We start from the raw sequence: 26,851 nt of genomic DNA, 5'->3' as shown, positions 1-26,851 counted from the left end.
TCCTATAGACGATAAATCTTGAAAGACTTAACTATATCCCTCCTATACGACTGTGGTGATGTTAAGAGAATCTAAAGAATCCCACGGCTTCAGCCGTGGGAGTATGTCAAAAGATTGGAGGAAGAAGAATGAATGGTGCAGAGGCAATGGTGAAGTGTCTGGAAGCGGAGGGCGTTACCAAGATTTTCGGAATTCCGGGAGTCGCGATTGCGCCTTTTTACGATGCGCTCTATGATGCGCCGTCGATTGAGCACATTCTGGTGCGTCAGGAGCAGGCGGCCGGCCATGAGGCGAGCGGCTATGCCCGCGTGTCCAGGAAGACAGCGGTCTGTGTGACCTCTTCCGGTCCCGGAGCGACGAATCTGATCACGGCGCTTGCTACCGCGTATGCGGACAGCATTCCGATTGTGGCGATTACCGGCCAGGTGAACAGTTCCCTTCTGGGAAGGGATGTGTTCCAGGAGGCGGATATGAGAGGCGCCACAGAATCTTTTGTAAAATACAGCTACCTTGTCAAGAACGCGGACGACATTCCCCGTATCTTCAAGGAGGCTTTCTATATCGCGTCCAGCGGGCGCAAGGGTCCGGTACTGATTGATATTCCATGTGACGTACAGAGCGCTGCCTTAAAGAAGGTATTTGTGTATCCCGAGGAGGTAAATCTCCGGGGGTATAAGCCGAACACGAAGGTAAACGCGCAGCAGCTCTCGAAGGTGGTGACAGCCATCAATAAGGCGAAAAAACCGCTGATTTGTGTCGGCGGCGGAGTGATCCTCGGAAACGGGGAGGAGCTGGTGCGGGCTTTCTGCGAGAAGAATCAGATTCCTCTTGTGCATACCATGATGGGTATGGGAGTCCTTCCGAAGGCGCATCCGCTGTACTTCGGCATGCTGGGCAACAACGGCAAGCCGTACGCGAACCGCGCGGTATCGAATAGTGATCTTCTGATCGTGGTCGGGGCCAGAATCGCCGACCGCGCTGTTCCGAAGCCGGAGAACCTGGAAAAACAGGTCAACATCATTCACATCGATATCGATTCTGCCGAGATCGGCAAGAACCTTGGACCGACGATCCCGCTTGTGGCGGATGTGCGGCTTGTATTCCAGGCGCTTCTGGACGCGGACATTCATGTAGACACGAGTGCGTGGCTGGAGCAGCTGGAGGAAATCAAGCACAGCACGGTTGATCATCGGAAGTTCAGTGATGCTCTTGTGAATCCGATGACGCTGGTGCAGCATCTGTCGGAAAAAATGGACGACGACGCGATTTATATCGCGGATGTCGGCCAGAATCAGCTCTGGTCGGCAGACAACTACATCATGAAGAACGGCCGTTTCCTGACGACCGGCGGAATGGGAACGATGGGATATTCCATTCCGGCTGCGATCGGCGCCAAGCTTGTGGATCCGTCCCGGCAGGTGGTTGCCGTGTGCGGAGACGGTGATTTTCAGATGTCGATGTTTGAACTGGGAACGATTGCCGTGAATAAGATTCCGGTGAAGATTCTGGTGATGCGCAACACATACCTGGGTCTGGTCCGCGAGCACCAGGAGAAGAAGTACCATAAGCGTTACTCGGGAGTGCAGCTGCATAAATATCCGCATTATGACAAGCTGGCGGAAGCCTACGACATGGATTATTTTTACGCGGATTCCAATGAGACCCTGGACGATGAACTCGACAGATTCCTGGCGTGCCCGGGGGCGTGCATCATGGTCTGCGAGATTGACTCCGCGAACAACACAAATTAAGGAGGGCGCGAAAAATGAAAGGTATTTTTTCCGTACTGGTAGAGAATAAGGACGGCGTACTCTCCGGAATTTCCGGTCTGTTCGCGAGAAGGGGCTACAATATAGATAGCCTTGCCGTAGGTGAGACGGAGAGGAAGGATGTCTCCAGTATGACCATTGTGTCTACGGGAGATCAGAGAACAATTGACCAGATCGAGAAGCATCTGAACAAAAAGGTGGATGTCATCAAGGTGCGCCGGCTGGACGAACCGAGGTGTGTTGAGCTTGAGACCATGCTGATCAAGGTCTCCTATTCCCAGACCAACCGGTCTTCTCTCATTGAGATCTGCAGCGTCATGGGAGCGAAAATTCGTCACGTAGCGCCGAAAAACATGGTGATCCTGATTACGGATGAGCCGGATACCATCAATGAATTCATTGAACTGGTGAGAAGCTTTGGAATTCTTGAGCTTCAGCGGACCGGCGTTATCGCGATGTCGAAGGGCTGAGCAGAGTTTTGGAATTCTTGGGCTTCAGCGGACCTGCGTCATCGCGATGTCGAAGGGCTGAGCAGAGTTTTGAAATTCTTGAGCTTCAGCGGACCGGCGTTATCGCGATGCTGAAGGGCTGAGCAGAGCGGAGGAAAAAATGACGAAACAGGCATTTAACCCGTATTTACCACTGGATGAATATGTCCCGGACGGTGAGCCGCATGTATTCGGAGACCGCGTGTATGTTTTCGGTTCCCATGACAGGGCAAATGCCGCCACCTTTTGTGCCAGGGACTATGTCGGGTGGTCGGCTCCCGTTGATGACCTCGGAAACTGGACCTGCGCGGGGACGATCTACAGCGCGAAACAGGATCCGCTGTACAATGCAGGGAAAATGGCGTACATGTACGCACCGGACTGCGTCCGCGGAAAGGATGGCAGATATTATCTGTATTACTGCATGGCAGGCTACCGCGGAAAGGGTGGCTACAGCAACCCGGTCAGCGTTGCCGTGGCGGATGAGCCGAACGGACACTACGAGTATCTGGGCATCGTCCGAGACAGCGAAGGAAACCCTCTGACAAAATATGTCTGCTTTGATCCGGCAGTTCTGAACGACGACGGCGTGATCCGCCTGTATTACGGAACATACTACGGTTTTTCGCACAGAATGCCCCCTGCGGCGGCGCGGAAAATGATGGAAAAGATGTTCGGGCGCACGGCAGAGGAAATCCGGGCGGTAAAGGGCGAGGTTGACGGCGCCTGCATGGTGGAACTGGAGGACGACATGCTCACGGCCAGATCGGAGCCTGTGAAGATTGTCCCGGACGAATTCGTGAAGAGCGGGCATCCGTTTTTTGAGGGAAGCTCAATTCGGCGTGTGAAATACCGGGTGAGGGTTGAAGAAGATACATCGGCGGGAAAAGAGACGCCGGCGGATGAACAGCTGTCGGCGGGAAAAGAGACGCCGGCAGATGAACTGTCCCGAGCGGAAGAGGCCGGAGTGAGGAGTGAAAGCAGAAAAACGGTTCGTGACACGAATTATGAGATCCGGAAGATGTACATTTTTGTGTATTCTTCGAGACAGAATCACGAGCTGTGCTATGCCACCAGCGAATATCCGGATCATGGCTTTACGTTCCGCGGGACGATTATTTCAAACGGCGATATCTACCTGGATGGAAGGAAGCCGTCCAAAAGGCTGAACCATACGGGGACGAACCATGGAGGCATCGAGTACATCAACGGGCAGTGGTATGTCTTTTATCACCGGCTGACGAATATGAGCGATTACAGCCGGCAGGGATGTGCGGAGCCGATTGAGGTTCTGGAAGACGGTACAATCGATCAGGTGGAGATGACCAGCTGCGGCCTGAACGGCGGTCCGCTGAAGGCGGAGGGCACCTATCCGGCGGCGATCTGCTGCAATCTGACAAACGGGAGAATGCGGCACGGATCGAATGCCGGCATGGACTATCACGCGCCGAGAATCATGTGCAGCAGAATTCCCGGGACGAAGGGGAAGGAGCAGGAAACGTATGTCGGCCGGATCAGCAGCGATACGATCATCGGCTACAAATATTTTCAGTTCGACGGCGAGGAGGTTACAATCACCGTTACGATGCGGGGACGTGGAGACGGCGTTCTGTACGTGATTACGGGTGACGACGGAGAAGCTGTGGCAGAGATTGAGGTGAGCGGAAGCGGAGAGTGGAGGAAATACAGTACCTCCTGGGAACAGGAGGCGGGAACCGCGCCGCTTTATTTGGCCTTTGAGGGAAAAGGTCAGTTTGATCTGCTTGATTTTTCACTTGGCTGAGTGCTGGGGATTTGATTTTTCGTCATCTGAGGAGTCGATGTTTGACCGGATGAAAATATATACAGTATAACAGGAGGAAATGAATCATGTATATCACATGTCTTGATGTAGAAGGAGTGCTGGTACCGGAGATCTGGATCGCTTTTTCAAAGGCGAGCGGGATTCCGGAGCTGAAGAGAACGACCCGGGACGAGCCGGATTACAATAAGCTGATGAATTGGAGACTTGGAATCCTGAAGGAGCACGGCCTCGGTCTTAAGGAAATACAGGATGTCATCGCGACCATAGATCCGCTGGAGGGCGCGCGTGAGTTTCTGGACGAGCTGCGTTCCTTTACGCAGGTCATTCTGATTTCGGATACGTTTGAGCAGTTTGCGGCACCTCTGATGAAGAAGCTGGGCAATCCGACGTTGTTCTGCAACACGCTGGATGTGGCGGATAACGGGGAAATCACCGGCTTCCGCATGCGCTGCGAGCAGTCCAAGCTGACCACCGTGAAGGCACTGCAGTCCATCGGATTCGATACGATCGCGAGCGGAGACAGCTATAACGATCTGGGAATGATTCAGGCCAGCAAGGCCGGATTCCTGTTCCGCAGCACGGAGAAGATCAAGGCGGATCATCCGGAGATTCCGGCTTTTGAGGAATACGGTGATCTTCTTCAGGCGATCCGGAAGGCTATGGCTGAGTGAACGTTCACATTTTGTGGATAACTTGTGGACATTGTGGATAAATACCGGAGTTATGAACATCGATTTCGGGTTATCCACAGAAAAAGTACAAAATCAGGTGGATAACGTATATGATCCGTGAGGTTGATATTGAGGATATCTGGGACGGACGGTTTTACCGGGCGGAGGATGAGGCGCCGGTCGGATGCGGGGATTGCAGCGGGTGTTCAGACTGCTGCCGTATGACCGGGGATTCGATCGTTCTCGATCCGCTGGACATGTACCGTCTGACCTGTGGCCTGGGCAGAAGCTTTGAGGATATGATCGAGAAGGAAATTGAAATCCGCATTGTGGACGGGATGATCCTTCCGAATATCATGGAACATGACGAAGCGGATCCGTCCAGGGAGGACGGGTGTCCGTTTCTGGACAGCAACGGACGCTGCGGAATTCACGAGATAAGACCCGGGTTCTGCCGTCTCTTTCCGTTGGGGAGATATTATCGGGATGAGGACCGGAGCTTCCGTTACTTTGTGCAGAAGGGGGAGTGCACAAAGGGCGGTTCTTCCATGGTAAAGGTATGTGACTGGATCGGCGTGCCGGAGGAGGAGACGGGGCGGTATGAAGCCTATATCAATACCTGGCATTTTTTCCTGAAGGATTTGAGCGCAAGGCTCGGTATGCTTACGGACCGGAGCAGGGATCAGGTGACGCGGTATGTGCTTCAGATCTTCTATGTGATGCCGTATCAGGCCGGGACGGATTTCTATGTGCAGTTTGACCGGAGAATGAACAGGGCGCGAGAGGGGCTGGCACCGCTGCTTCGGTAATATTTTTGAAGGGAAGCGTTTGTCATGAATTCTTTTTATCTGTCGCATTACTTTGATTTTAAGAATGCGGGACCTTTTTTTCTGGTCTCGTTTCTGTGTCTGGCCGGGGTTCTGGCTGTCATTCTGGTCGCGGCGCGCGTGCAGACCGGTTATCATGGCAGGAAGGACGCGGTAAATATGGATACCCGGACGCTGAAAGCGGTTCGGAAAACACATTTTTCTCTGATTGAGAGTTTTTACGAGATGGTGTTCTCGAGTACGGCTGTGCTGCTCTTCCTGAGCGTATACTATTTACTGGACGAGTACTGGTCGCCGCTGTCACAGTACTGGTTCAAGTACAGAGATATACTGCTGTTGGTCTTCATTCTGCTTTCGGTTTTGGTTACGAGCTGGTTTGACGTGGCTCTTGTTCGTCTTACGCATATCAAGTCGGAGCAGAAGGCCTGTATCCGGCTTTTAAGCTCGTTCTACATCATTCTGATTCTGCTCTATATCAAGGTGATCTACCAGGACGACAACTATGACACGCTGATCCAGTATTTTCTGCTGCTGGCCGCAGGCCGTTTCCTGTATTTCGATTTTACCTGGGACTGGTTCAAGGAGACGGTCGCCGGTCTGTGGAGAAACCTGCCGCTTCTGGGGTTGATGGCAGGGTATTCCGCGATTGTATGCTGGTACGGCTTTAAGGTGGACTTTCTCCTGAAGTCGAACGGAGTGATCGTGAGTACGCTGATTGCCCATCTGTTCATGGACCTGTGCATTTTTGTCATGCACAAGACCAGGCTTCTGCGCTTCTTTATTCCGTCGGATGCGGACAAGGATGCGGCACTTCGCGAGGCGCAGGCGGCGGCAAGCCGCAGAACAGCTGCGCAGCGCGCGGCGGGCATGGAGAACAGAAACTACGCACAGCGCGCGGCGGATGTGGAAAACAGAAATTACGCGCAGCGCGCGGCAGATGCGGAGAACAAGAACTACGCGCAGCGGATGGCGGAAGCCGCCGGAAATCGGGATCTGCGCGGATATGACGGCAGCGCTCATCGGGCAGAGCCGGAGACTCATCTGAATTACGCGCAGCGGATGGGAGATGCGGAGAGCAGATACTATGCGCAGCGCGCGGCGGACGCGGAGAGCAGATATTATGCGCGGCGCGCGGCGGACGCGGAGAGCAGATACTATGCGCAGCGCGCGGCGAATGTGGAAAACAGAAATTACGCGCAGCGGATGGCGGAAGCCGCCGGGAATCCGGATCTGCGCGGATATGACGGCAGCGCTCATCGGGCAGAGCCGGAGACTCATCTGAATTACGCGCAGCGGATGGGAGACGCGGAGAGCAGATATTATGCGCAGCGTGCGGCGGACGCGGAGAGCAGATACTATGCGCAGCGCGCGGCGGATGTGGAGAATAGAAATTATGCACAGCGCGCGGCGGATGTGGAGAACAGGAACTACGCGCAGCGGATGGGTTTGCGTCAGGACGTGCAGGATGTGGAAGAACATGAGGGCACACATATTATCCGGAACCCGGAAGAGCTCAGGCCGGAGGAAGACGAGATACACATTCCCGAATACAAGCTGGATGAGACGGAGCGGAATGCTCTTGCGCACGATGCCCGCATGGGAAATTCGAAGCATCTGAATTATTATCAGAGAAAGAAAGAGGAAGAATAAATGTTTGACAATGCGTCTGACCGGGTGCTGGACTTTATCCGGCGGTCACCGAGCTGTTTTCATGTTGTTGAAAATCTGAAGAACGAGCTTCTCGAGCACGATTATGAGGAGCTGAGGGAGGAAGAAAGCTGGAATCTGAAGCCGGGCGGCAGATATTTTGTGACGCGGAACGGCTCGTCCATTCTCTCTTTCCGGATTCCGGCTCTGTCGGAAGGCGGGATCAGAAGTGTCCATATCATTGCAAGTCACAGTGATTCGCCGACCTTCAAGGTAAAACCGTCGCCGGAGATCTGTGTAAATGCAGATGAGATTAAGCTGAACATTGAAAAATACGGCGGGATGCTGTGCAGTACATGGTTTGACCGTCCGCTTTCCGTCGCCGGACGAGTGCTGGTCCTGGTACCGGGAGCAGAAGGAAGATCTTCTGCATCCGGGATTGAAGGGAGCAGGGACGAAGAGACACCGGGAGGACAAGCTGAGAATTCTCCTGCATTCAGGATCGAACAGAGACTGGTGAACATCGACCGGGATCTTCTGATGATTCCGTCACTGGCGATTCACATGAACCGGAACGCCAATGACGGCACTGCCTATAATGTGCAGAAGGACATGCTTCCGCTGTTCAGTCAGAACGGCGACCGGGAGGGGTTCCGGAAGCTGATTGCCGATGCCGCGGGCGTTGAGGAGGAGAAGGGAGAAAAAATCCTCGGAGAGGATCTCTTTCTCGTGAACCGCACACCGCAGTCGGTCTGGGGTGCGGACCGAGAGTTTATCTCGAGTCCGAAGCTGGATGACCTGGAATGCTGCTACAGCTCCTTCCTCGGATTTGTGGATTCGGGAATGGAGGTCGGAAGCGGGACAGGAATCCTTGGCATGCATTGTGTCTTTGATAATGAGGAGACGGGGAGCAGAAGCAAGCAGGGTGCGGAATCGACGTTCCTGCGTGATACGCTCGACCGGATCATGGACGGCCTCGGTCTCGGACGTGAGGATTGCCATCGTATCCTTGCGAACAGCTTTATGGTATCGGCGGACAACGCGCATGCGGTGCACCCGAATTTTCCGGATAAGGCGGATCCGGTTTTGCGTCCGCGCATGAATCAGGGAATCGTCATCAAAAATCATGCCAATCAGCTGTACACCACCGACGGGGTGTCCGAGGCGATTTTCCGCTGTCTGTGCGAGGCTCATAAAATTCCGTGTCAGGGATTTGTGAACCGGTCGGATATGCGCGGAGGTTCGACGCTCGGCAATATTTCCAATACGCAGGTGTCCATGAATACGGTGGACATCGGCCTGGCGCAGCTGGCCATGCATTCATCCTATGAGACGGCGGGCGCCAGAGATCCGCAGTATCTGGCAATGTTTTCGAAATATTTCTTTGAGGAGAAGCTGCCGGAAATCCGGTGAGGCTTTTTCCGCGGGGTTCCGGGCTTCGCGTCCGATGCCCGGATCACCGCGGTATTTTTTTACGCGAACAGTGAGCCGCAGCCGAATGCGAAGTATTCGTGTGCGGCGAGCGTCGCGATAGCGAGATAAAATTCGCGCAGCGTGTTTTATCTCGCTGCGGTGGCATTCAGCAGATTCCATGATGATATACAGGGAAGATTCTGTGCGGGCATACAACAGTGGTTTTGGAGAGACGTCAATGAGTGATTTTCTGGACGGGATCCGGAGTATGGAACAGCGGGGTGGCAGACATGGGAGAGCAGAGAAGATTTTTTTCGGATGATACCAGAAGGGAAATAGAGAAGATACCGGTGGAGATGATCATTCTCCGGCTGCAGCCGGACAGTATGCGCTGCGAGGCAGTCACGGACAAGCTTCTGGAATTCCTTCAGATCGACAGAGAATGCGCGGAGGCATCCTTTGCCGGACTGGACGATTTTCCCGATGAGTGCGGGTGGATGCATCCGGATGACCGGAAACGGATTGATCATCTGTTTGCGGGGATGAAAAATTACACGGAGCAGAAATATGTTTACCGTGTCCGGCTGAAACGGAAGAAGGATTCGGATTATCGCTGGTACCCGGCAGAAATTTTCGGCAGAAATCTGGGGGAAAAAGGGATTCTGGTGTACTGCAGTCTGGTAGATGCGAGTACAAACGGGGAACGCCGCAGGCAGAAATCATCCGCGGAGAAGATGCGGAAGCTTCTGGTGAATAAGGTCCTGGAGACGACGCAGGACTGTATCTTCTGGAAGGATACGGACAGACGTTTCGTCGGCGTCAACCGCGCTTTTCTGGAGTTCTACGGTTTTCCCTCTGACGAGGCGCTGATCGGCAAGACCGATGAGGAGATGGGATGGCACCAGGATCCGGATCCGTTCCGCAGGGATGAGGAGAGAGTCCTTCACGGGGAAAGCACGCTTCTGGTGCACGGGAAGTGCAGAATCCGCGGCGAGGAGAGGGATATCCTCGCGACCAAGGCGCCGATCTACGACGGGGACACGATTATCGGTCTGGTGGGAAGTTTTATCGATGTGACCGAGGATTATAATCAGCGAAAGCAGATCGAGCGGCTCGGGGATGAATTGAAGGACGCGCTTCAGGCGGAGAAGAAGACAAATGAGAATCTGAACATGTTCATGTCCAGAATGAGCCATGAGATGCGCACGCCCATGAATGCAGTGATCGGCCTTTCGAGTCTTGGCATGAAGGCAAAGGATGTGGATGAGGCCGTGGACTGTCTGCACAAGATCAATATGTCCGGGCAGTATCTGCTCGGCATTATCAACGACGTGCTCGATATCGGAAAAATCGACAGCGGCAAGTTCCGTCTGTCGGAGAAGCAGACCCGTCTCGCGGATATCATTACTGCCGCGGATACAATCATCCGCCCCATTGCCAACCGGAAAAAAGTAAATCTGGCCTATGATTTCAGTGGTGTTCAGATTCCGGAAGTTATCTGTGACCGTATGCGTGTGCAGCAGATCTTGATAAATCTGATGAATAATGCCGTGAAGTTTACGGATGAAGACGGGATGGTACGTGTGGAGATTTCCGATCAGGAAGCAGGCGGGAAGGTGAAGCTTAAGATCGTTGTCTCGGACAACGGATGCGGAATGAGCCGGGATTTTCTGAAACGAATCTTTCAGCCCTTCATTCAGGAAAACCGGGACCCGGTCAAGTATGGCTCGGGTACCGGGCTTGGCCTTTCGATCTCGAAGACTCTGGCAGAGCAGATGGGAGGAGGGATTACTGTTTCCAGCGAGGAAGGCGTCGGATCGGTATTCACGGTGACACTCATGCTCGGACTCCTGAAGAAAAATGCGGGGGAGAATGACAGCACGGGTAAGGAGGGACAGAACACGGCTTTCAGTGACGGACGGGAGGAACGTGATTTTTCTGCTTTGAAGGGAAAGAGAATCCTGCTTGCCGAGGACAATGAAATCAACCGGGAAATCGCGCTGCGCATGATGAGCCGTGCCGGTATCCGGGCGGACTGCGCGGGGAATGGCAGAGAGGCTGTGGAGATGGCGGAAGGCTCATCGCCGGGGTATTACGCGGCGGTGATTCTCGATCTCATGATGCCGACGATGGGCGGCTATGAGGCTGCGGAGCGAATCCGTTCCTCCGGCCGGCAGGATCTGAGGACGATTCCGATTATTGCGATGTCTGCGGACATCTTTGAGGAGTCCGTCAACCGGGCGATTTCCTGCGGGATGAATTCCTTCATCACCAAGCCGCTGGACGCGGATAAGCTGCTTGCGACGCTCATGGAAACCATAAACACACGCTGACATATCGGACAGACGCGTGGCGGAAAGTGTATAAGCTGTGGATTTACTTCACATTTATTCATGTGATATAATAGATTAAATAAAAAAATAACGGAAAAATCCACAGAGACCGATGATTTTGCTGCATAAGGAGTGCGAAGCACGGAGCAATCCGCAGCTGATACAGTGTGTGGCGCTGTTTACATCATGTGGCGCAATTTATCGTATTTTTTTGCTGGATCCTCTGCTGACTCTGTAACGCTTTGCGGAGTCTGACATCATGCGCGGTTCCGTTTGACGGCGGTTTCCGGGACACATACAGATCGGCTATGGGGCAAGGGGGATAAATATGAATCCGGGTATTACAGATAAGGAAAAACAGAATCTTTTTGACAGCATCTTTGAGAATATTTATCAGGTTTTTCTAAAGATTGATCTTCTGACCGGAGACGGGGTGACACTTGCCGCAAGGGATAGTGCCTGGAAGGCCAGCACCGGTATGCGGTTCAATTTTGAGAAGATCATCTACACGTACATTCTCGACGTGTCGGCGGATGCGGACCCTATGAAGACATTGAACGAGCTGAAGCTGGAGAATGTCTCTGCGAAGCTGCAGGAGAGTCCGGTATATGAGGTGTACAATACCGTGCACGGAAAGGAAGGACATCTGCGGGTTTGCGGATTCACGTTCTTCCGCGGAGACGGAGACATCATTTATCTGGGGATCCGTGACGCGACCGGCGGTTTCAATGATGTCAGCGCACATATCCGGAAGCTTGAGAGGGCACTGCAGAAGGCGGATAAGGAGAGTGACGAGAAGAATACGTTCCTGACGCTGCTGAGCAGAAATGTACGCACGCCTCTCTACTCTATTATGGGGCTGACCAGGGCTGCCGAGTCGGATCTCGGAAGCAATACCGCCTTTGACGATTATCTGCACAAGGTGTCCATGTCCGGAACCTACATGAACGAGACCATCAATGACGTGCTGGATCTCCGGAGAATCTCGAGAAATGAGATCGTCCTGAAAGAGGAGGAGATTTATCTCAAGCCGTTTTTTGAGGAGATACAGCGGATGATCGCTCCGTCCATGTACGAGAAGGGCCTGATCTTCCGCATGAACACGGAGAACGTGTCAGATCTGACGGTCATGGCAGATCATCACTGTCTGCAGCAGATACAGCTGAAGCTTCTGCAGAGCGCGATTAATTACACCATTCAGGGCGGGAGAATTGATCTGGATGTCAGGGAACTGTTCCGGACGCAGGAGATGGTCACGCTGGAGTTCTCGGTGAGAGACCGGGGAATCGTCATCGATCAGGAGCGGCTGAAGGTATTGTTCCAGCCATACGATTATCTGAAGAGCAAAATCGATTCCCATATCGGTTCCCTGGATATCGATCTGATTATCCTGAAAAGCTATGTGCGCGCCATGGGCACGGATACGCTTACGGCCGAGTCGGATGCTTCCAGAGGGACCCGCATCTCCGTCACGCTTACGGTTCCGCTGGCGGAGGAGCAGTATGACGAACGCCCGGATTCACAGGAGATGGATTTCAGCGGAAAGAGAGTGTTGGTGGTAGATGACAACGAAATCAATCTGGAGATTGTGCGCAAGATTCTGTACAGCAGGAACATTGAGGTTGTCAGCGCAAAGAACGGGCAGGAGGCCGTGGACCTGTTCCGCAGGGAAAATGGCCGTTATGACCTGATTCTGATGGACATTCTGATGCCGGTTATGGATGGCCTGGAGGCCACCCGTAAGATCCGGGCGATGCGCGATATTCCGGGTGCGGCGCATGTCCCGATCATCGCGATGACGGCAAATGCCTTCCGCGAGAATTTTGAAGAAAGCTTCAATGCCGGAATGGATGCTCATCTTGTGAAACCGATCGAGCCCGAGCGTCTGATCATGGTGATGTCGGATGTAATGGGCCGCAGGGAACAGGCCTGATGTGCGGTTCTGTCCGGCGGGAGATGGTGATCCCGGATGTAATGGGCCGCAGGGAACAGACCTGACGTGTGGTTCTGTCCGGCGGGAGGTGATGGTATGGATAAGCTGATCGAAGAATTAAAAAACTGGGGTGCGGATACGGATGCGGGCATTCAGAGGGTGATGAACGACGAGGAATTCTACCGGATGCTCGTTCTGAAGTTCGCGGATTCACCTGAGTTTGAGACGCTGGAGGATGCTCTCGACCGTGGTGACAGAAAGGCTGCTTTCGGCATCGCCCACAGCCTCAAGGGCGCCTCCGCCAACCTCAGCCTGACACCCTTCTACCGTGCGGTGGCCGCGGTTGTCGAGGATCTCAGAAAGTATTCCGGTGTTGGAAGAGAAGCTGCTGAAGAGGACACGGAACTCGAGCTGCATCTGCAGCAGTATCGGATGGAGAGGGATCTTCTGATGAATCTTACGAGGAAGTACGTCGGCTGACCGGAAACTGCCGGTTAATTCGTGGTATGTGCGGAGAGACTGAATCTACTGAAAATTAATTATTGAGATCCGTATCTTTAAGTGTTATCTTTCTTAATGTCAAATAAATCAGGTACGGATATTAAGACAAGGGCGTCTTGCTTATGACATGGTCATGTGCGAGGCGCTTTTGTTTATACATTTTTTAGATTTCTGCTTGTTTTTTATTAGTTCTCTATTCGTTGCTCCGGCCTGAGATTTCGGATAAGGAGGCGGCTGATGAACCATTTGGTTGTCACAATAGGATGTGAGTACGGCGCCGGCGGTCCCCAGATCGGCAGGATGCTTGCGGAAGCTCTGAATATCGAATATTACGACAGGGATCTGATCGATAAGGTTGTCGATCAGCTGGGCGTGGACAAGGAGCTGGTAAAAGAGGCAGATACCAAGGCAAATGTCAAGTACAGCTTTGAGACAAGCCTGGGGCCCAGATACGCGAACCTCACGAATCGCGTGATCTACACGCAGTACGAGGTCCTTCACAATATGGCGGAGAAATCCTCCTGTGTGATCATCGGCAGGAGCGCGAACTACATTCTGAAGGACAGAGATGATGTCCTGAATTTCTTTATCTATGCTCCGAAGGATGTGAGAATCGGTTCGATCATGGAACAGGATCATGTTTCAAGGGACAAGGCGGAAGCCGAGATCGACTATTACGATGAGATGAATCATTCGAGGCATAAGTATATTACCGGTACATACAGAGGCGACAGACGCGGAAGAGATCTGATGATCGACAGCAGCAGGCTTGGCTGGGAAAAAACCGCGAAATACCTTCTGATGTTCATAGAGATGCTTCATGAGTGAAAATCTGTAACATCGCCGTCAAACCAGGCTGCGATCCGCTTGCAGAGCATACGAATTCAATCGATGGAAGATGGACAAGGGCGTCCGGACAGATATATGGATCTGTCTGGGCGCCTTTCCTTGTATTTACGCGAACAGTGAGCCGCAGCCGAATGCGAAGTATTCGTGTGCGGCGAGCGTCGCGATAGCGAGATAAAACTCGCACAGCGTGTTTTATCTCGTTCGGACAGCACAGAGAATCCGGAAAGAAAAGGAGGCAGGTATGGAGAGCAAAAAAGAATCGGAATTTACGAAGGTTTTCAGCGCGTGGGATATCCTGGTTATTGCGTTCGGCGCGATGATCGGCTGGGGCTGGGTAGTCTCTACCGGTGACTGGATCGAGAGAGGCGGAGTACTTGGCGCCGTTCTGGGATTCGTTCTCGGCGGCGTGATGATATTCTTCATCGGCCTTACTTATGCGGAGCTGACGCCCGCGATGCCTGAGTGCGGCGGCGAGCACGTATTCAGCTTCAAGGCAATGGGCGCGAATGGCTCATTTGTCTGCAGCTGGGCGATCATCCTCGGATACGTCAGTGTCGTATGCTTCGAGGCCTGCGCGCTTCCGACGATTATCACCTACATCTATCCCGGATTCCTGAAGGGTTATCTGTATACGGTCGGTGGTTTCAAGGTATATGCATCCTGGCTTGCGGTTGCGGTTGCGATGTCGATTTTTATTACCTATATCAATATCCGCGGCGCGAAAACAGCGGCCGTCCTGCAGACGGTCCTCACCGTTATTATCGGAGGTGCGGGAATTCTCCTGATTGTGGCTTCGGTTATTACCGGAAGCCCGGCCAATCTGGAAGGTCAGATGTTTGTGGGATCCGGAAGCGGAATCGCGCGGAATATCCTGCGCGTGGCCATGATGAGCCCCTTCTATTTCATTGGTTTTGACGTTATCCCGCAGGCGGCGGAGGAGATCAATGTTCCGCTGAAAAAAATCGCGAAGATGCTTCTGCTTTCTATCGTACTTGCCGTTGCGTTCTATGCTCTGGTTATTTTTGCAGTCGGCTACGTCATGAATTCCGGCGCGATCGCCGCTTCTGCCTCCAGCGGATCCGGTCTGGTGACAGCGGATGCGATGGCTGCGGCGTTCAAGACATCGGTGATGGCGAAGGTACTGATCGTCGGCGGAATGTGCGGAATTGTAACGAGCTGGAACTCTTTCCTGATCGGTGGAAGCCGTGCGATGTATTCCATGGCAGAGTCCTATATGATCCCGAAGTTTTTCGGGAAGCTTCATGAGAAATACAAGACGCCGATTACCTCTCTGGTTCTGATCGGCGTACTCAGCTGCCTGGCACCTTTTGCGGGAAGAAAGATGCTGGTGTGGATCGTTGACGCGGGAAACCTCGCCTGCTGTCTTGCTTACTGCATGGTTGCGATGTCCTTCGTGATTCTGCGGAAAAAGTCTCCGGAAATGCCGAGACCCTATAAGGTAAAGCACTACAAGGTTGTCGGCTTTTTCGCCATTGTTCTTTCCGGTTTCATGGTGCTGATGTACATCCTTCCGGGAACCGGCGCTACGCTTTCTCTTCCCGAGTGGGTAATCGCAGGAGGATGGGGAGCGTTCGGAGTTGTTCTGTATGCGGTCTGCAAGGTGAAGTACGGCGAGAAGTTCGGAACTCTTGTCGATGTGGCAAACGATGAGCTGGATGCCGAGGCGGCGAGAGAACGTCAGGCAGCGGCCGGAATCGCAGCCGCAGAGGCGGGCGCAGAGCCGGCGCCGGCGATGGCATCAAAGACCATTTCTCCGGATTTCGCGAAAGCAAAAGCATTCAATGCAGCCGGAGCCGAAATGCTTCGGGATGCTTCAGCAATTCCGGATACCTTCCAGTATTTCCTGCCGGTGAACCTCGTGTTCGGATATGGAAAAACAAAGGAGGCCGGAGCGCTGGCCGGGAAGTATGGACATAAGGCACTGATTGTCACGGGACGTTCCAGCGCGAAGAAATCCGGACTGCTTGACAGAGTCCGTGACAGCCTGCAGGAAGCCGGCCTGGAGACCGTTCTGTATGACAAGGTTACCGCGAACCCGCTCACCACAACGGCACAGGAGGGCGCGGACCTCGCGAAGCAGGAAGGCTGCGATGTGGTTGTCGGCATCGGCGGAGGAAGCATCATGGACGCAGCCAAGGGCATGGCATTCATGGCAGTCAATGACGGAGCGTTTGACGATTACATCTACAATCGGAGGTCGAGTGATCAGGCACTTCCGCTCGTGCTGATCCCCACAACATGCGGAACAGGATCCGAGGGAAATGGTTTCGCGGTGTTCACGAACCCGGAAACCGGAGACAAGAAGTCGCTCCGCAGCCCGGCGATCGTTGCAAAGGCATCGATTGTAGATCCGGAGAATATGATGACGATGCCGAAGAAGGTGCTTGCTTCTGTCGGATTTGATGCCCTGTGTCACTGCATGGAGGCTTATACAGCCAGAAAATCACAGCCCTTTACCGATGCGCTCTGCATGTACGCAATCCCGCTGATTGTCGGTAATCTGGTGGATCTGTATCAGGGAAAGGAAAGCAGAGAAGCATGGGAGGCAATGTCAATCGCCAGCACCATCGGCGGAATGGTCATCAATACCGCCGGAGTCACCCTTGCCCATGCGATGGAGCATCCGGTCAGCGGTCTGAAAAATGTAACACACGGCGCAGGACTTGCTGCCATCACGCCTTACGCGATTGCAGCTTCCTGGGAGGGAAACCGTTTCAAATATGGAAAGCTTTCGAGAATGCTCGGGGGCTACACGGCAGAGGATTGTGCCGAGAAGGTGCGCACCCTGCTCAGGGAGCTTGATCTGAACATCACACTGGAGGATCTGGGAGTCACTGAGGGAGATATCCCGTGGCTGACACAGAACTGCTTCAAAGTATCGAAGGCAAACATCGATAATAACCCGACAATGCTCGCCGAGGAGGATGTGGCGGAGATTTACCAGAGAGCTCTTCACGGAGAGTCGCTGAATCTCGCACGCACCGCCTGAAACAACGGCATTGGTTCAGGCGATGATGTATTTATCTGATCGATGATGTGATCGTCAGGTCGATGAGTGCAGTTCACAAAACAGGTATTTCGTTTATTTTTCTAAAGAAGGCACGGACACGGGACAGTGGAATTTCCAAAGATCCCGTGCTCCATACCAGATATATATGTTAAATATTTTTTTGTACAGGAGGAAAAGAAAATGGCATTAGCAGAAGATTTACCGAAGATTGTAACTGGTCAGGTTCCGGGACCGAAGGCAAAGGCTATTCTGGACAGAAGAGATGCGGCGGTTCCAAAGGCTCTGTGCGGCCAGACTTATCCGGTCGTTATCGAGCGCGGCGCAGGCCCGATTGTGAAGGATGTTGACGGCAACGAGTTCCTTGACTGGATCGGCGGTGTGGGCGTACTGAACATCGGATATTCTCATCCGGAAGTCATCGAAGCGGTCAAGGAGCAGTCCGAGAAATATTTCCACACAATCTTCAACGTCATCTGTCATGAAGGATATATAAAGCTGGCTGAGGGACTGAACAAACTGATCCCGTGCCGCGGAGATGTGAAGAAGACCTATTTTGCAAACTCCGGTGCCGAGTGTGATGAGAACGCAATCAAGGTTGCAAAATCCTATACACACCGCGGAGGCGTGATCTGCTTCACCGGCGCTTTCCACGGACGTACAAACCTGACGATGGCACTGACCGCGAAGAAGGCATTCGCACAGGGCATGGGACCCTTCCCGGCTGAGATCTATCGTGCGCCGTATCCGTACCTGTACCGCGCACCGAAGGGATACAGCGAGGAAGAGGCGATCGAGTACTATCTGAACGGATTGAAAAAGGTATTCGACGAAGGAATCCCGGCAAATGAAGTTGCATGTATGATTGTTGAGCCTCTTCAGGGCGAGGGCGGATTCATCCCGGCTCCGATCGAATGGGTAAAGGCGGTCCGCAAGATCTGCGATGACAATGGAATCCTGCTGATCGCTGATGAGGTTCAGTGCGGAAACTGCCGTACCGGAAAATATTTCGCGTCTGAGTACTGGGCTGAGGCGGGAGCTGCTCCGGATATCGTTACAACCGCGAAATCTATCGCTGCAGGCATGCCGCTCAGCGCAATCACCGCAAGAGCAGAGATCATGGACGCTGTTCCGGCAGGAACCATCGGCGGTACCTATTGCGGCAACCCGGTTTCTGTCGCTGCAGGCAACAAGGTAATGGAGATCTATCTGAGAGATGACTTCCCGGCAAAGGCAAGACATATCGGCGAGATGATTATGGGAGGATACAAGGAGCTTCAGAAGAAATATCCGGTGATCGGCGATGTCCGTGGTCTTGGAGCGATGATCGGTATCGAGTTCGTAAGAGATCCGGAGACAAAGGAGCCTGCAACAAAGTTCACTGCAAACCTGATTCAGTGCGCGCTTCAGAAGGGACTTCTGATTGAGAATGCAGGAACAGCAAGCAACATTGTTCGTTTCCTGGCACCGCTCGTAATGACAGATGAGCAGACAAAGAAAGGACTTGAGATCTTCGAGGAGTCCATCAAGGAAGCACTTGCAATGGGTCTGTAATCAAGGATCCGTGATGAGACCGCGCAGTCATTGAAGGGATGGAGCCGGATGAAGGTTCGCCTTATGACAGAAGAGCACGACACCGGCTGCGCGGCATGAAGAGGGTACTTCGTACAAAATATATATATTTAACAGGGGCGGGAGCACGCCGGTCAGATACCGCGTGCTCCCGCTTCTTCGTTATACCTGCTGTTTTTGAAATCGGATCCGGTTTTTCAGGCACCTGCTGACTTCGAGATTGGCTCCGGTTTCTCTGATACCTGCAGAGTTCGAAATCGGATCCAGTCTCTCTGATACCTGCTGTCTCCGAAATCGCATCCGGTCTCTTACATAAGCTTCGTGTGTGACGAGCCTGGTCTGCGTTTCCAAGAGGTTAGCCCTGTGATTCTCCCTGTGCTTCCGCGTAGGAGATCAGTGTGGCATCGTGCGTGGAGGTCTTCCAATCATCACCGGCCTGACGCTCGATGGTGAGCTTGATCTTGTCACCGGAGGAATGTCCGGAGATGATTTTCTTGAGCTCGTCATAGGAGCTGACCGAGGTACCATCAACAGCCGTGATGATATCTCCCTCCTTAAGGCCGGCAAGAGATGCGGGGCTTCCGGAGAGGACGGTCTTGACATATACGCCGTCCGGATAACCGGAGGTATCGACATCGGTCAGGGAATCAATGTCCGCGCAGGTTATTCCAAGGAAGCCGGCGTTTTCATTTACCGAGGAGGAATCGTCGGAACTGCTGTCCACGCTGTTCTGATCGGAATTGCCGCTGTCGGAATCATTGTCATTACCGTTGTTTCCGGAGTTGTTTTGTCCCGGAAGCTGGAAGCCTCCGTTGTCCTGACTGAAATCAGGCAGGTTATCGGAAAGATCCGATTCGATGGATTTCTCGATCTTTGACGCTGCCCTGTCCATTGAGCTGCTTATGGCAGCCGGAATTGTCAGAGACAGGATCCCCGCTGCCACAACACCTGCGACGGCTCCGGTGAGAACGGTGAATCCGATTTTCTTCCCGGTGCCGCTGTGGTGTCTGCATCCTCCATTGGCGTAGGGATTGCTGTTCCAGGGACCATTGCCGGCATTGTTGTTCCATGGGCCATTTCCGGCAGAACCATTACTGCCATTGCCGTTCCATGGGCCGTTTCCGGCGGAACCATTACTGCCATTGCCGTTCCATGGGCCGTTTCCGGCGGAACCATTGCCGGCATTGCCGTTCCATGGGCCGTTTCCCGTAGACCCATTGCTGTTTCCGTTACTGTTCCAGGAGCTGCCGCCGTTTCCAACGTAGGGGTTGCCGTTTCCGTTATTGCTCCACGGATTGCGGCTTCCGGAGGAAGTGTCAGAGTTCTGGCTTCCCCAGGGATTGGGATTGCCCTGGTTTGTTCCGTTGTTCTGTGCGGATGAATCTGCAGCGCCATTCGCGTTATTATGGTTTGTTTCGCTGCTGTCCTGCCCCATTGCGTTACTGCTCTGGCTGCCTGTGTTGTTCTGATTCATCTCATTATTATTCTGGTCATCATACATGATTCATGTCTCCCTTCGATCGGATGCAGACCTCTTTTGTTCATCCGGTTATTTTCAATATCTGTGGTATGTCAATCACATCTAATGGTTATAATAATAGAAAATAAACGTGAAAAATAAGTGAACACAGGGTGAAAATCCGATGTAGAACGGAAAAGCTCCCGGCGCCGGCAGAATTGCCGGTATCCCGGAAGCTTTTTCAGACTGCAGCCGAAGGATTTTAGCTGGATGCGGATGTCGACGTGGCTGAAGTGCCGGCAGCGGATGATCCCGAGACAGCTTCCGTTGGTGTATCTTCGCTCGAAGAGGAAGATGTGGAGGCCACGAGATTCGAGGTCGTCAGGTTAAAGTCACTGTAGATCGTCGAGGATATGGTGTAGACCGTATCCGCGTCATCGACGCGCAGATAGTACTCAGAGATCTGGCTGTTGTAGTCGCCAACCTCAAGCTTATGCGTTGAGCCGTCTGAGAGGGTAATCGTGATTGTCATGACCGGACTGTCGAGACCATACTGCGTGAAGTCTGTCACATCTGTGATTTCGTTGTCCGAGCTGAGATCCGAGAGCGCATCGGTCATGGTCTTGATCTGTGTGGTATCCACCTTTTCATCCGGGAAGTCGGCAAAACTCCAGGTGTCGGTGTCAGCGTCATGATTGACGTTGAATCCGCCGGCGTCATTGGTTGCGGTAATGTTCTTAATTCCGGAGATATCATCGTCCGAGAGGGAGAGTGCGGTATAGGAGGTACTCTTTTCAGTTGCTTCCTTGTGGGCGCTGTAAGCCTTTGCGGCAAAATAGGCGCCAATGGCGCACCCCAGAATGACCAGAAGAGTAATCAGCTGAATTTTCTGTTTTTTCATTTTATCTCATCCGTTCTAATCATAATGTCTTGTCTGCTGTTGTCTGCTGTCCGTGCTGTATCCGGTCCGTACTGTATCCAGTCGGTGCTGTACTCAGCCGGTGCTGCATCCAGTCGCTGCTGTATCCAGCCTGAGCTGTATATACAGCCGGGTCCTGTCCTGCTTTTTTCTCTCCTTCGGGGAGGAATGCAGGGCAGGAACGGAAGCGTTTTATTTTTTCCTGCGGATAACCCAGATTGTGATTCCGAAGGCCAGAAGAACAACCGGGATCAGGATGACAAACAGGATGGTGAGAAGGACAGCGGTGCGTGTGGCCATGGTGATGGTGGTGTTGTCCATGGACTTTGACGGGATGGAAATCGTCGTCGTGTCGGAGGTCATAGCGCTGATCGAGCCGCTGAAGAGCGACAGGTTGGAGCCGGAAACCATCTGGTTTGCGTTATCGTTGAAGATGTACGGGGACGTATACACGACCGCCGTTGAGGTAATGGTATCTGTGCTGCTTTCCGCCGAGGAACTGCTGGATACGCTTTCCGCCGCCGAGCTTCCGGATACCGCCTCCGAGGATGACGAGGTTCCGGATACGCCGTTCGCTGTCGATGAGCTGGTCACGGTGTTGTCTGCGGCGCTTCCATCTGAACCGCTGATTGTCTTGACTGCCTTCAGACCGACGATTCGCGCGGCAAGCTGATCGCTGTCGGTTTGCTCCATGTCGGACTCGCTTGAAACACTGCTGTGCACATACGCGCTCTCTGAGGTTTGCAGAAGAGGTGTGTATGCAACCTGGCTGTTGGAGCTGTCGTAGGTGATCTCCTGAGAAAACGGCGACATGATGTATCCGTTTGTGATACCGGAGGTGATATCGTCGCTCTCCACATTCGGGAGAAGGTAGGAGGGATACTGATAGTAGCGGCTGCTGTCGCTGTCCAGAACAACGCCGTCATTCAGCGAGATTCCAAAGTAGGACAGAAGCGCCTTGTAATTCGTCATATCGCCGGTCGCCTCATAGTTTGTGACCGCGATGACATTTCCTCCTTTATTGAAGTAATCCTCGAGTTTCTTCAGATCGTCAGAGGACAGGTCAGAGGTCGGCGCGTTGATGATGACTGCCTGTGCGTCATCCGGGACACTGTCGTTCTGCATGAAATCCAGATCCTGTACCGTGATGTTCATTTTGCTTACGGCATCTGTGAAAGTACTGGACAGGGCAGTTTCGTTGTGCCCGGTCAATGTGTAGATGACCGGATTGCTGTCGCTTGTGACATAGTCAATGGCAGAGGTGATCTGGCCTTCACCGTCATATCCCGTAGTTTTCTGGGAATAGGTGGTGTAATCCGTGGAGGTCTCATACACATCGCTGAAATTGACAATCTTGCTCTTGTCACCGCAGGTGACGATCAGAGAGTTCATATAGACCTTGGAAGAATCATCAGTGTACTTTTGGATAAAGGTCGGATTTTCCGCAGGATCGACGTAGCTGACCTTGATATGCTTCGATAAAGCCTCATAACTCTTCAGTGTTTTATTCAAGGTCTTGTCGGATGCACTTTCCTTGTCAAGCACATAGATTGTGACATCGTCCTTCAGGCCGGAGACGAGATTCTTCGTATCGTCGGTGAGGGAGTAGAGACGACTTGAGGTGACGTCAATATTCTGCATCGAATCCGGAAGCTTTGTGACTGCCAGGTTCACGATAACGGTGATGGCGAGAACAACGACGATCATGACCGAGCTGTACGCTCCGAAGGAGATCGTTTTTTTCGAAATAGAATACCTTCTCTTCTGGATAATCTGCGTGGTCAGGAACAGGAAGAGCAAGATAACGGTTGCCATATAGATGATCGCGGTGATGTTCAGACTTCCGGAGAGGAAGTTCTCAAACTGCCCCCGGACATTGATGGCGGTCAGGAATTTCGTGAGTACGGTATTGGAAGAGACCATGTTCTGAATGGTCGGGATCAGATACATCACGAAGAGGAAGAGGAAAGACAGAACGGCCGCGATGATCGGGTTTTCTGTCAGAGAGGACGCAAAAACACAAATCGCGATGCAGGCCAGTCCGTAGAGCCACATGCCGAGGATGGCGATATAATCCGATCCAAAGGATACTTTTCCGAATGCCGACAGGATCAGAGGATAGATGCAGGTCATCAGAGTAGGAATTGTGTAGATTTCCGCCAGAGCCAGGAATTTCTGGAATACGACCTGTCCCACGGATACCGGGGCGGTGAAGAGAATCTGGTCCGTCTTCTGGCGCTGTTCCTCAGAGAAGGAACGCATGCAGAGGATCGGCATCAGGATCAGGAAAATGATCTCGACGGTGCTGATAGTTCCCGTGATGTCTGAGCTCAGGCTCAGAAAATTATAGTTCGATACAAAAAATGACAGGAAGGCCCAGAATACGGCGATAAAAAGCCAGCCCGTTACGGAATGAAAGTTTGATTGAAAATCTTTCTTTGCAATTGCCTTCATCAGTCAGACACCTCCTTGTGATCAGAATCCGCAGGATCCGGGCTGTGCTTCGCGGCACTCTTGTCATCCGAAGCGTCGGAATCCGGGCTGTGCTTCGCGGCACTTTTGTCATCCGAAGCGTCGGAATCCGGGCTGTGCTTTGCGGCACTCTTGTCATCCGAAGCGCCGGAATCCGGGCTATGCTTTCCGGTGCGCTTGCGATCAGAAGTGGGGCGTGCGTCATCACTGGTAAGAGACAGGAAGACATCTTCCAGAGAGCGTTCGCTCTGATTCATGGACAGGAAATACATCCCAGCGCCGAATACAGCCTGGGAAATGGCCGGACGGATATCCAGCGTCTGTTCCGAGTGAATGACCGCGTGAAGCTGGAGAGGTGCGCCCTTTCCGGGATCCTTTGCGACAGAGACGTTTACGCCGGATACCAGATCAATGCGGCGAAGCGCGTCGCCCAGGGTCTGCTCATTGTCTCCGAGAACGTCGATGATGACCTCCTGCTTATGGCTCATGGCCGTGCGGAGATTCTCCGGCTTATCACTGGCGACAAGCTGTCCCTTGTTGATAATCCATACGTAATCGCAGAGACTGCTGACGTCGGAGAGAATGTGAGAACTCAGGATGATGATGTGATCCTTCCGGAGCGTTCTGACATAGTCGAACATCTCCTTCTGCTGCTCGGGATCAAGTCCGACGGTCGGCTCGTCCAGAATGATGATCTCCGGATTGTTAATGATGGCCTGCGCCAGTCCGACACGCTGCTTATATCCCTTTGACAGGTTTTTGATCAGGCGGTTCTGCATGCCCTTTGTGCCTGTCTTCTGCATGGCATTTTCCACGGCGCCCGCTCGGTCCGCCTTCGGGACTTCCTTCAGTTCAGCCGCGAAAAAGAGGTATTCCTTCACCGTCATATCCGGATAAACCGGAGGAATCTCGGGCAGGTAGCCGATTCTTTTCTTGGCATCCTCAGGCTGCTTCAGAATGTCGAAACCGTCGATCTTAACGGTTCCGGACGACGGCGCCAGATAGCCGGTCATCATATTCATGGTCGTGGATTTTCCCGCGCCGTTCGGACCGAGGAAGCCGTAAATGGTGCCTTTTTCCGCTGTGAAGCTCAGGTCATTTACCGCAATGTGATCGCCGAAGCGCCGCGTCAGATGTTCAACTTCAATCATCTCGTAACTCCCTTCATATTGTCGTGTATGCGTGAAACGGGCTCTGTTTCCCTGTGCGGGAGAAGACAGGCCGATTTTCACACCATGAAAAAGAGTAAAAAAAATATGTGTTCTTTTGTGCATGCAACTGTGAAAAAACTGTGAAGTCTGTTCCGCGCGCGATATTTCGTACGAAAGCAATTGATTGTAATGAGGCGCCGGGAGTTTTATACTTATAATTATGGAAAGAACAGTAAGCCTGCAGGGTATGTTATAGAAAGACCAGTAACTACGCAGACGATATTATCGAAAGAATAGTAAGCACGCAGGCTATTTGTAGAAAAGGCAGTAAGCCCGCAGGGGCGATGCAAGGGGAAGATCAGACATTATGGCGCGCAGAACGATGCAATTATTATCACCGAAGGTTTTTAATGTGTATGACAGGGAGGGCTGGACCGTCCGCGATGACAGAGACGGCTGCAGATCAGAGTACAAGCCGATGATCAATGATACGCTGAACGGTGCGGTGATCTGGTTCTCACATTACCCGGAAGGGTACTGGAAGCCGGATCACAGGCACAATTGTGCTCACGGGATCTATGTGATCGACGGAGCCCTCCAGATGGGTGAGTCTGTTTTTAAGCCGGAGACCTTTATCTGGAATCCTGCCGGTTATCCGTGCGGCCACGGGGCGGCACCGGGAAAGGACTGCCATTTTCTGTTTGTGGCAAACCGGCCGTTTGACATCGAGTTTCTGGGAGAAGAGGAATCCCGGAGGGAACGTGTCATCCAGGAGCTGAATAAGGAGGAAAATCAGCTGAGAGTTTTCCCTGCCTTCGACAGCGAGATCTGGTGTGAAAAGGAGGAGCCGATCGGCAGCCGGTTCTACGCAAAGCCGCTGCTCATCGATCACGAGACCGGGATGACGGTGGAGTATGTCCGTTTTCCGGCGGATTTTGAGAGACCTGCCCACAGATACACCTGTGCTTACGGACTTTACATCATCCGGGGCAGACTGGTGACCTCCTTCGGTGTGTGCACGAAGGGAGATTTCATCTGGTTTCCGCCGCGCTATGTCAATGAACGGTTCCGGACCGACGATGAGGAATGCCTGGCGCTGATGATTACGAACAGGCAGTACAATGTGGTGATGATCTGAGAAATACTCTTCAAGGCAGGGAAGAAGCCGGTTTCATTGCAGATGATGTAAATCAGGGTGCCGCCGGGAGACCGGCAGAGGATGATGTAAATCAGAGTGTTCCGGGAGAAAACGTCCCGGGAGAGCATATGCGATTCCAGAACGTATCAAGAGCAAACACAAACATTATAAGCGATGTAAAGAAGGTCAGATGAATGATAGTGGAAGACAATAAGCAATACAGTGAGGATCAGGGAAAAAGTATAGAGGAGCAGAGGATCACGGAGGAGGGCAATCCGGCGAAGCCTTCGGGGAAGGCCGGGGCACAGATGCTGCACCGCATGAATGAGAGCCATGACGCCGTGACAAACTGGGGTCTGGACTTTTTGACGTTGCAGTCCCGGGACGTCGTCATGGATATCGGCTGCGGGGGCGGGGCCACGCTGCACAGACTTTCGGTGAGAGGAGCCGGTTATGTCGTGGGCGTGGACTATTCGGCGGTGTCTGTGCATCAGTCGCTGGAACTGAATCAGGAAGACGTCTCTGATGGAAAAATGTGTGTGCTGCAGGCGTCTGTGGAGGAACTTCCTTTTGATGATGAATTTTTTGATGTGATTACAACGGTGGAAAGCTTCTATTTCTGGCCGGACCCGCAGGAGAGTTTGAAGGAGGTCAGACGTGTGCTGAAGCAGGGAGGTCACTTTATGCTGATCGCGGACATCTACGACAACGGCAGACTGCCGGAAAGCGCGAAGGAAAACATCCGCAGGTATCAGATGACAGTCCCGACGGCAGAAGAGTACCGGACGCTGTTCCGTAACGCCGGCTTCTCCGATGTTCTGATTCACACAAAGGACGGGGAGAACTGGATTGCCGTAGAAGGAATCCGGTAAGGAAC

At 52.9% G+C, this 26,851-nt stretch carries 19 protein-coding genes; 15 read left to right on the top strand and 4 right to left on the bottom strand.

Features of this window, described 5'->3' with window-relative positions:
• The first annotated feature begins 128 nt into the window (after nt 1-128).
• From ilvB to ACTQ3A_RS09280, 13 genes are all read left to right on the top strand, one after another.
• Nucleotides 129-1,751 carry a biosynthetic-type acetolactate synthase large subunit gene (gene ilvB / locus ACTQ3A_RS09340; protein ID WP_441101346.1) on the top strand — a complete coding sequence of 541 codons (1,623 nt, stop codon included), beginning with the start codon at nt 129-131 and terminating at the stop codon, nt 1,749-1,751.
• A 14-nt stretch (nt 1,752-1,765) separates the two neighbouring features.
• Complete coding sequence (gene ilvN / locus ACTQ3A_RS09335) at nt 1,766-2,239, top strand: acetolactate synthase small subunit (protein ID WP_441101345.1); 474 nt, start codon at nt 1,766-1,768, stop codon at nt 2,237-2,239.
• A 139-nt stretch (nt 2,240-2,378) separates the two neighbouring features.
• Nucleotides 2,379-4,040, top strand: a complete 1,662-nt coding sequence (locus ACTQ3A_RS09330) for a family 43 glycosylhydrolase (RefSeq protein ID WP_441101344.1) — start codon at nt 2,379-2,381, stop codon at nt 4,038-4,040.
• A gap of 86 nt (nt 4,041-4,126) precedes the next feature.
• Nucleotides 4,127-4,732, top strand: coding sequence for a bifunctional phosphoserine phosphatase/homoserine phosphotransferase ThrH (gene thrH / locus ACTQ3A_RS09325; RefSeq protein ID WP_441101343.1), 606 nt, complete (start codon nt 4,127-4,129; stop codon nt 4,730-4,732).
• Nucleotides 4,733-4,842: 110 nt separating this feature from the next.
• Nucleotides 4,843-5,541, top strand: a complete 699-nt coding sequence (locus ACTQ3A_RS09320) for a YkgJ family cysteine cluster protein (protein WP_441101342.1) — start codon at nt 4,843-4,845, stop codon at nt 5,539-5,541.
• A gap of 24 nt (nt 5,542-5,565) precedes the next feature.
• Nucleotides 5,566-7,209, top strand: a complete 1,644-nt coding sequence (locus tag ACTQ3A_RS09315) for a hypothetical protein (RefSeq protein ID WP_441101341.1) — start codon at nt 5,566-5,568, stop codon at nt 7,207-7,209.
• A complete protein-coding gene (locus ACTQ3A_RS09310) occupies nt 7,210-8,619 on the top strand; it encodes a M18 family aminopeptidase (RefSeq protein ID WP_441494658.1) in 1,410 nt (469 codons plus the stop codon).
• Nucleotides 8,620-8,861: 242 nt separating this feature from the next.
• The gene (locus ACTQ3A_RS09305) at nt 8,862-10,952 is read left to right on the top strand and encodes a PAS domain-containing hybrid sensor histidine kinase/response regulator (protein WP_441494659.1); all 2,091 of its coding nucleotides are present in this window, start codon (nt 8,862-8,864) and stop codon (nt 10,950-10,952) included.
• Nucleotides 10,953-11,280: 328 nt separating this feature from the next.
• Nucleotides 11,281-12,885 (top strand): hybrid sensor histidine kinase/response regulator, encoded by a 1,605-nt coding sequence (locus tag ACTQ3A_RS09300; RefSeq protein ID WP_441101338.1) that lies wholly within the window; start codon nt 11,281-11,283, stop codon nt 12,883-12,885.
• Nucleotides 12,886-12,981: 96 nt separating this feature from the next.
• Nucleotides 12,982-13,365 carry an Hpt domain-containing protein gene (locus ACTQ3A_RS09295; protein WP_441101337.1) on the top strand — a complete coding sequence of 128 codons (384 nt, stop codon included), beginning with the start codon at nt 12,982-12,984 and terminating at the stop codon, nt 13,363-13,365.
• Between the two features lie 258 nt (nt 13,366-13,623).
• Nucleotides 13,624-14,214, top strand: coding sequence for an AAA family ATPase (locus ACTQ3A_RS09290; protein ID WP_441101336.1), 591 nt, complete (start codon nt 13,624-13,626; stop codon nt 14,212-14,214).
• Nucleotides 14,215-14,476: 262 nt separating this feature from the next.
• A complete protein-coding gene (locus ACTQ3A_RS09285; protein WP_441101335.1) occupies nt 14,477-17,245 on the top strand; it encodes a bifunctional amino acid transporter/iron-containing alcohol dehydrogenase in 2,769 nt (922 codons plus the stop codon).
• 201 nt (nt 17,246-17,446) lie between these two features.
• Nucleotides 17,447-18,817 (top strand): aspartate aminotransferase family protein, encoded by a 1,371-nt coding sequence (locus ACTQ3A_RS09280; protein WP_441101334.1) that lies wholly within the window; start codon nt 17,447-17,449, stop codon nt 18,815-18,817.
• 373 nt (nt 18,818-19,190) lie between these two features.
• Here the strand turns inward: ACTQ3A_RS09280 and ACTQ3A_RS09275 are convergent, their stop codons facing one another.
• From ACTQ3A_RS09275 to ACTQ3A_RS09260, 4 genes are all read right to left on the bottom strand, one after another.
• Complete coding sequence (locus ACTQ3A_RS09275) at nt 19,191-20,336, bottom strand: PDZ domain-containing protein (protein ID WP_441101333.1); 1,146 nt, start codon at nt 20,334-20,336, stop codon at nt 19,191-19,193.
• Nucleotides 20,337-20,556: 220 nt separating this feature from the next.
• Nucleotides 20,557-21,195 (bottom strand): DUF4340 domain-containing protein, encoded by a 639-nt coding sequence (locus tag ACTQ3A_RS09270; RefSeq protein ID WP_441101332.1) that lies wholly within the window; start codon nt 21,193-21,195, stop codon nt 20,557-20,559.
• Nucleotides 21,196-21,405: 210 nt separating this feature from the next.
• Entirely contained in the window at nt 21,406-23,667 is a 2,262-nt protein-coding gene (locus ACTQ3A_RS09265; protein WP_441101331.1) for a Gldg family protein, read from the bottom strand.
• Nucleotides 23,667-24,836, bottom strand: coding sequence for an ABC transporter ATP-binding protein (locus tag ACTQ3A_RS09260; RefSeq protein WP_441101330.1), 1,170 nt, complete (start codon nt 24,834-24,836; stop codon nt 23,667-23,669). The genes ACTQ3A_RS09265 and ACTQ3A_RS09260 overlap by 1 nt, the downstream gene beginning before the upstream one ends.
• Before the next feature lie 382 nt (nt 24,837-25,218).
• On the opposite strand from ACTQ3A_RS09260, the gene ACTQ3A_RS09255 reads away from it, so the two are divergent.
• Nucleotides 25,219-25,974: a cupin domain-containing protein gene (locus tag ACTQ3A_RS09255; protein ID WP_441495300.1), complete on the top strand. Its 756-nt coding sequence runs from the start codon at nt 25,219-25,221 to the stop codon at nt 25,972-25,974.
• Nucleotides 25,975-26,168: 194 nt separating this feature from the next.
• Nucleotides 26,169-26,846 (top strand): class I SAM-dependent methyltransferase, encoded by a 678-nt coding sequence (locus tag ACTQ3A_RS09250; protein ID WP_441101328.1) that lies wholly within the window; start codon nt 26,169-26,171, stop codon nt 26,844-26,846.
• The last annotated feature ends 5 nt before the right edge of the window (nt 26,847-26,851 follow it).

It is taken from the genome of Bilifractor sp. LCP21S3_F8, assembly GCF_052117805.1.
Taxonomy (GTDB): domain Bacteria; phylum Bacillota; class Clostridia; order Lachnospirales; family Lachnospiraceae; genus Bilifractor.
The sequence above is the reverse complement of the archived record's forward strand: the minus strand, read 5'-3'. Positions and strand labels throughout refer to the sequence as shown.

Bases quoted from the DNA above. Each gene is read 5' to 3' on its own strand.
- ilvB (WP_441101346.1), top strand. From the start codon at position 129: ATGAATGGTGCAGAGGCAATGGTGAAGTGTCTGGAAGCGGAGGGCGTT.
- ilvN (WP_441101345.1), top strand. From the start codon at position 1,766: ATGAAAGGTATTTTTTCCGTACTGGTAGAGAATAAGGACGGCGTACTC.
- ACTQ3A_RS09330 (WP_441101344.1), top strand. From the start codon at position 2,379: ATGACGAAACAGGCATTTAACCCGTATTTACCACTGGATGAATATGTC.
- thrH (WP_441101343.1), top strand. From the start codon at position 4,127: ATGTATATCACATGTCTTGATGTAGAAGGAGTGCTGGTACCGGAGATC.
- ACTQ3A_RS09320 (WP_441101342.1), top strand. From the start codon at position 4,843: ATGATCCGTGAGGTTGATATTGAGGATATCTGGGACGGACGGTTTTAC.
- ACTQ3A_RS09315 (WP_441101341.1), top strand. From the start codon at position 5,566: ATGAATTCTTTTTATCTGTCGCATTACTTTGATTTTAAGAATGCGGGA.
- ACTQ3A_RS09310 (WP_441494658.1), top strand. From the start codon at position 7,210: ATGTTTGACAATGCGTCTGACCGGGTGCTGGACTTTATCCGGCGGTCA.
- ACTQ3A_RS09300 (WP_441101338.1), top strand. From the start codon at position 11,281: ATGAATCCGGGTATTACAGATAAGGAAAAACAGAATCTTTTTGACAGC.
- ACTQ3A_RS09295 (WP_441101337.1), top strand. From the start codon at position 12,982: ATGGATAAGCTGATCGAAGAATTAAAAAACTGGGGTGCGGATACGGAT.
- ACTQ3A_RS09290 (WP_441101336.1), top strand. From the start codon at position 13,624: ATGAACCATTTGGTTGTCACAATAGGATGTGAGTACGGCGCCGGCGGT.
- ACTQ3A_RS09285 (WP_441101335.1), top strand. From the start codon at position 14,477: ATGGAGAGCAAAAAAGAATCGGAATTTACGAAGGTTTTCAGCGCGTGG.
- ACTQ3A_RS09280 (WP_441101334.1), top strand. From the start codon at position 17,447: ATGGCATTAGCAGAAGATTTACCGAAGATTGTAACTGGTCAGGTTCCG.
- ACTQ3A_RS09275 (WP_441101333.1), bottom strand. From the start codon at position 20,336: ATGTATGATGACCAGAATAATAATGAGATGAATCAGAACAACACAGGC.
- ACTQ3A_RS09270 (WP_441101332.1), bottom strand. From the start codon at position 21,195: ATGAAAAAACAGAAAATTCAGCTGATTACTCTTCTGGTCATTCTGGGG.
- ACTQ3A_RS09265 (WP_441101331.1), bottom strand. From the start codon at position 23,667: ATGAAGGCAATTGCAAAGAAAGATTTTCAATCAAACTTTCATTCCGTA.
- ACTQ3A_RS09260 (WP_441101330.1), bottom strand. From the start codon at position 24,836: ATGATTGAAGTTGAACATCTGACGCGGCGCTTCGGCGATCACATTGCG.
- ACTQ3A_RS09255 (WP_441495300.1), top strand. From the start codon at position 25,219: ATGCAATTATTATCACCGAAGGTTTTTAATGTGTATGACAGGGAGGGC.
- ACTQ3A_RS09250 (WP_441101328.1), top strand. From the start codon at position 26,169: ATGATAGTGGAAGACAATAAGCAATACAGTGAGGATCAGGGAAAAAGT.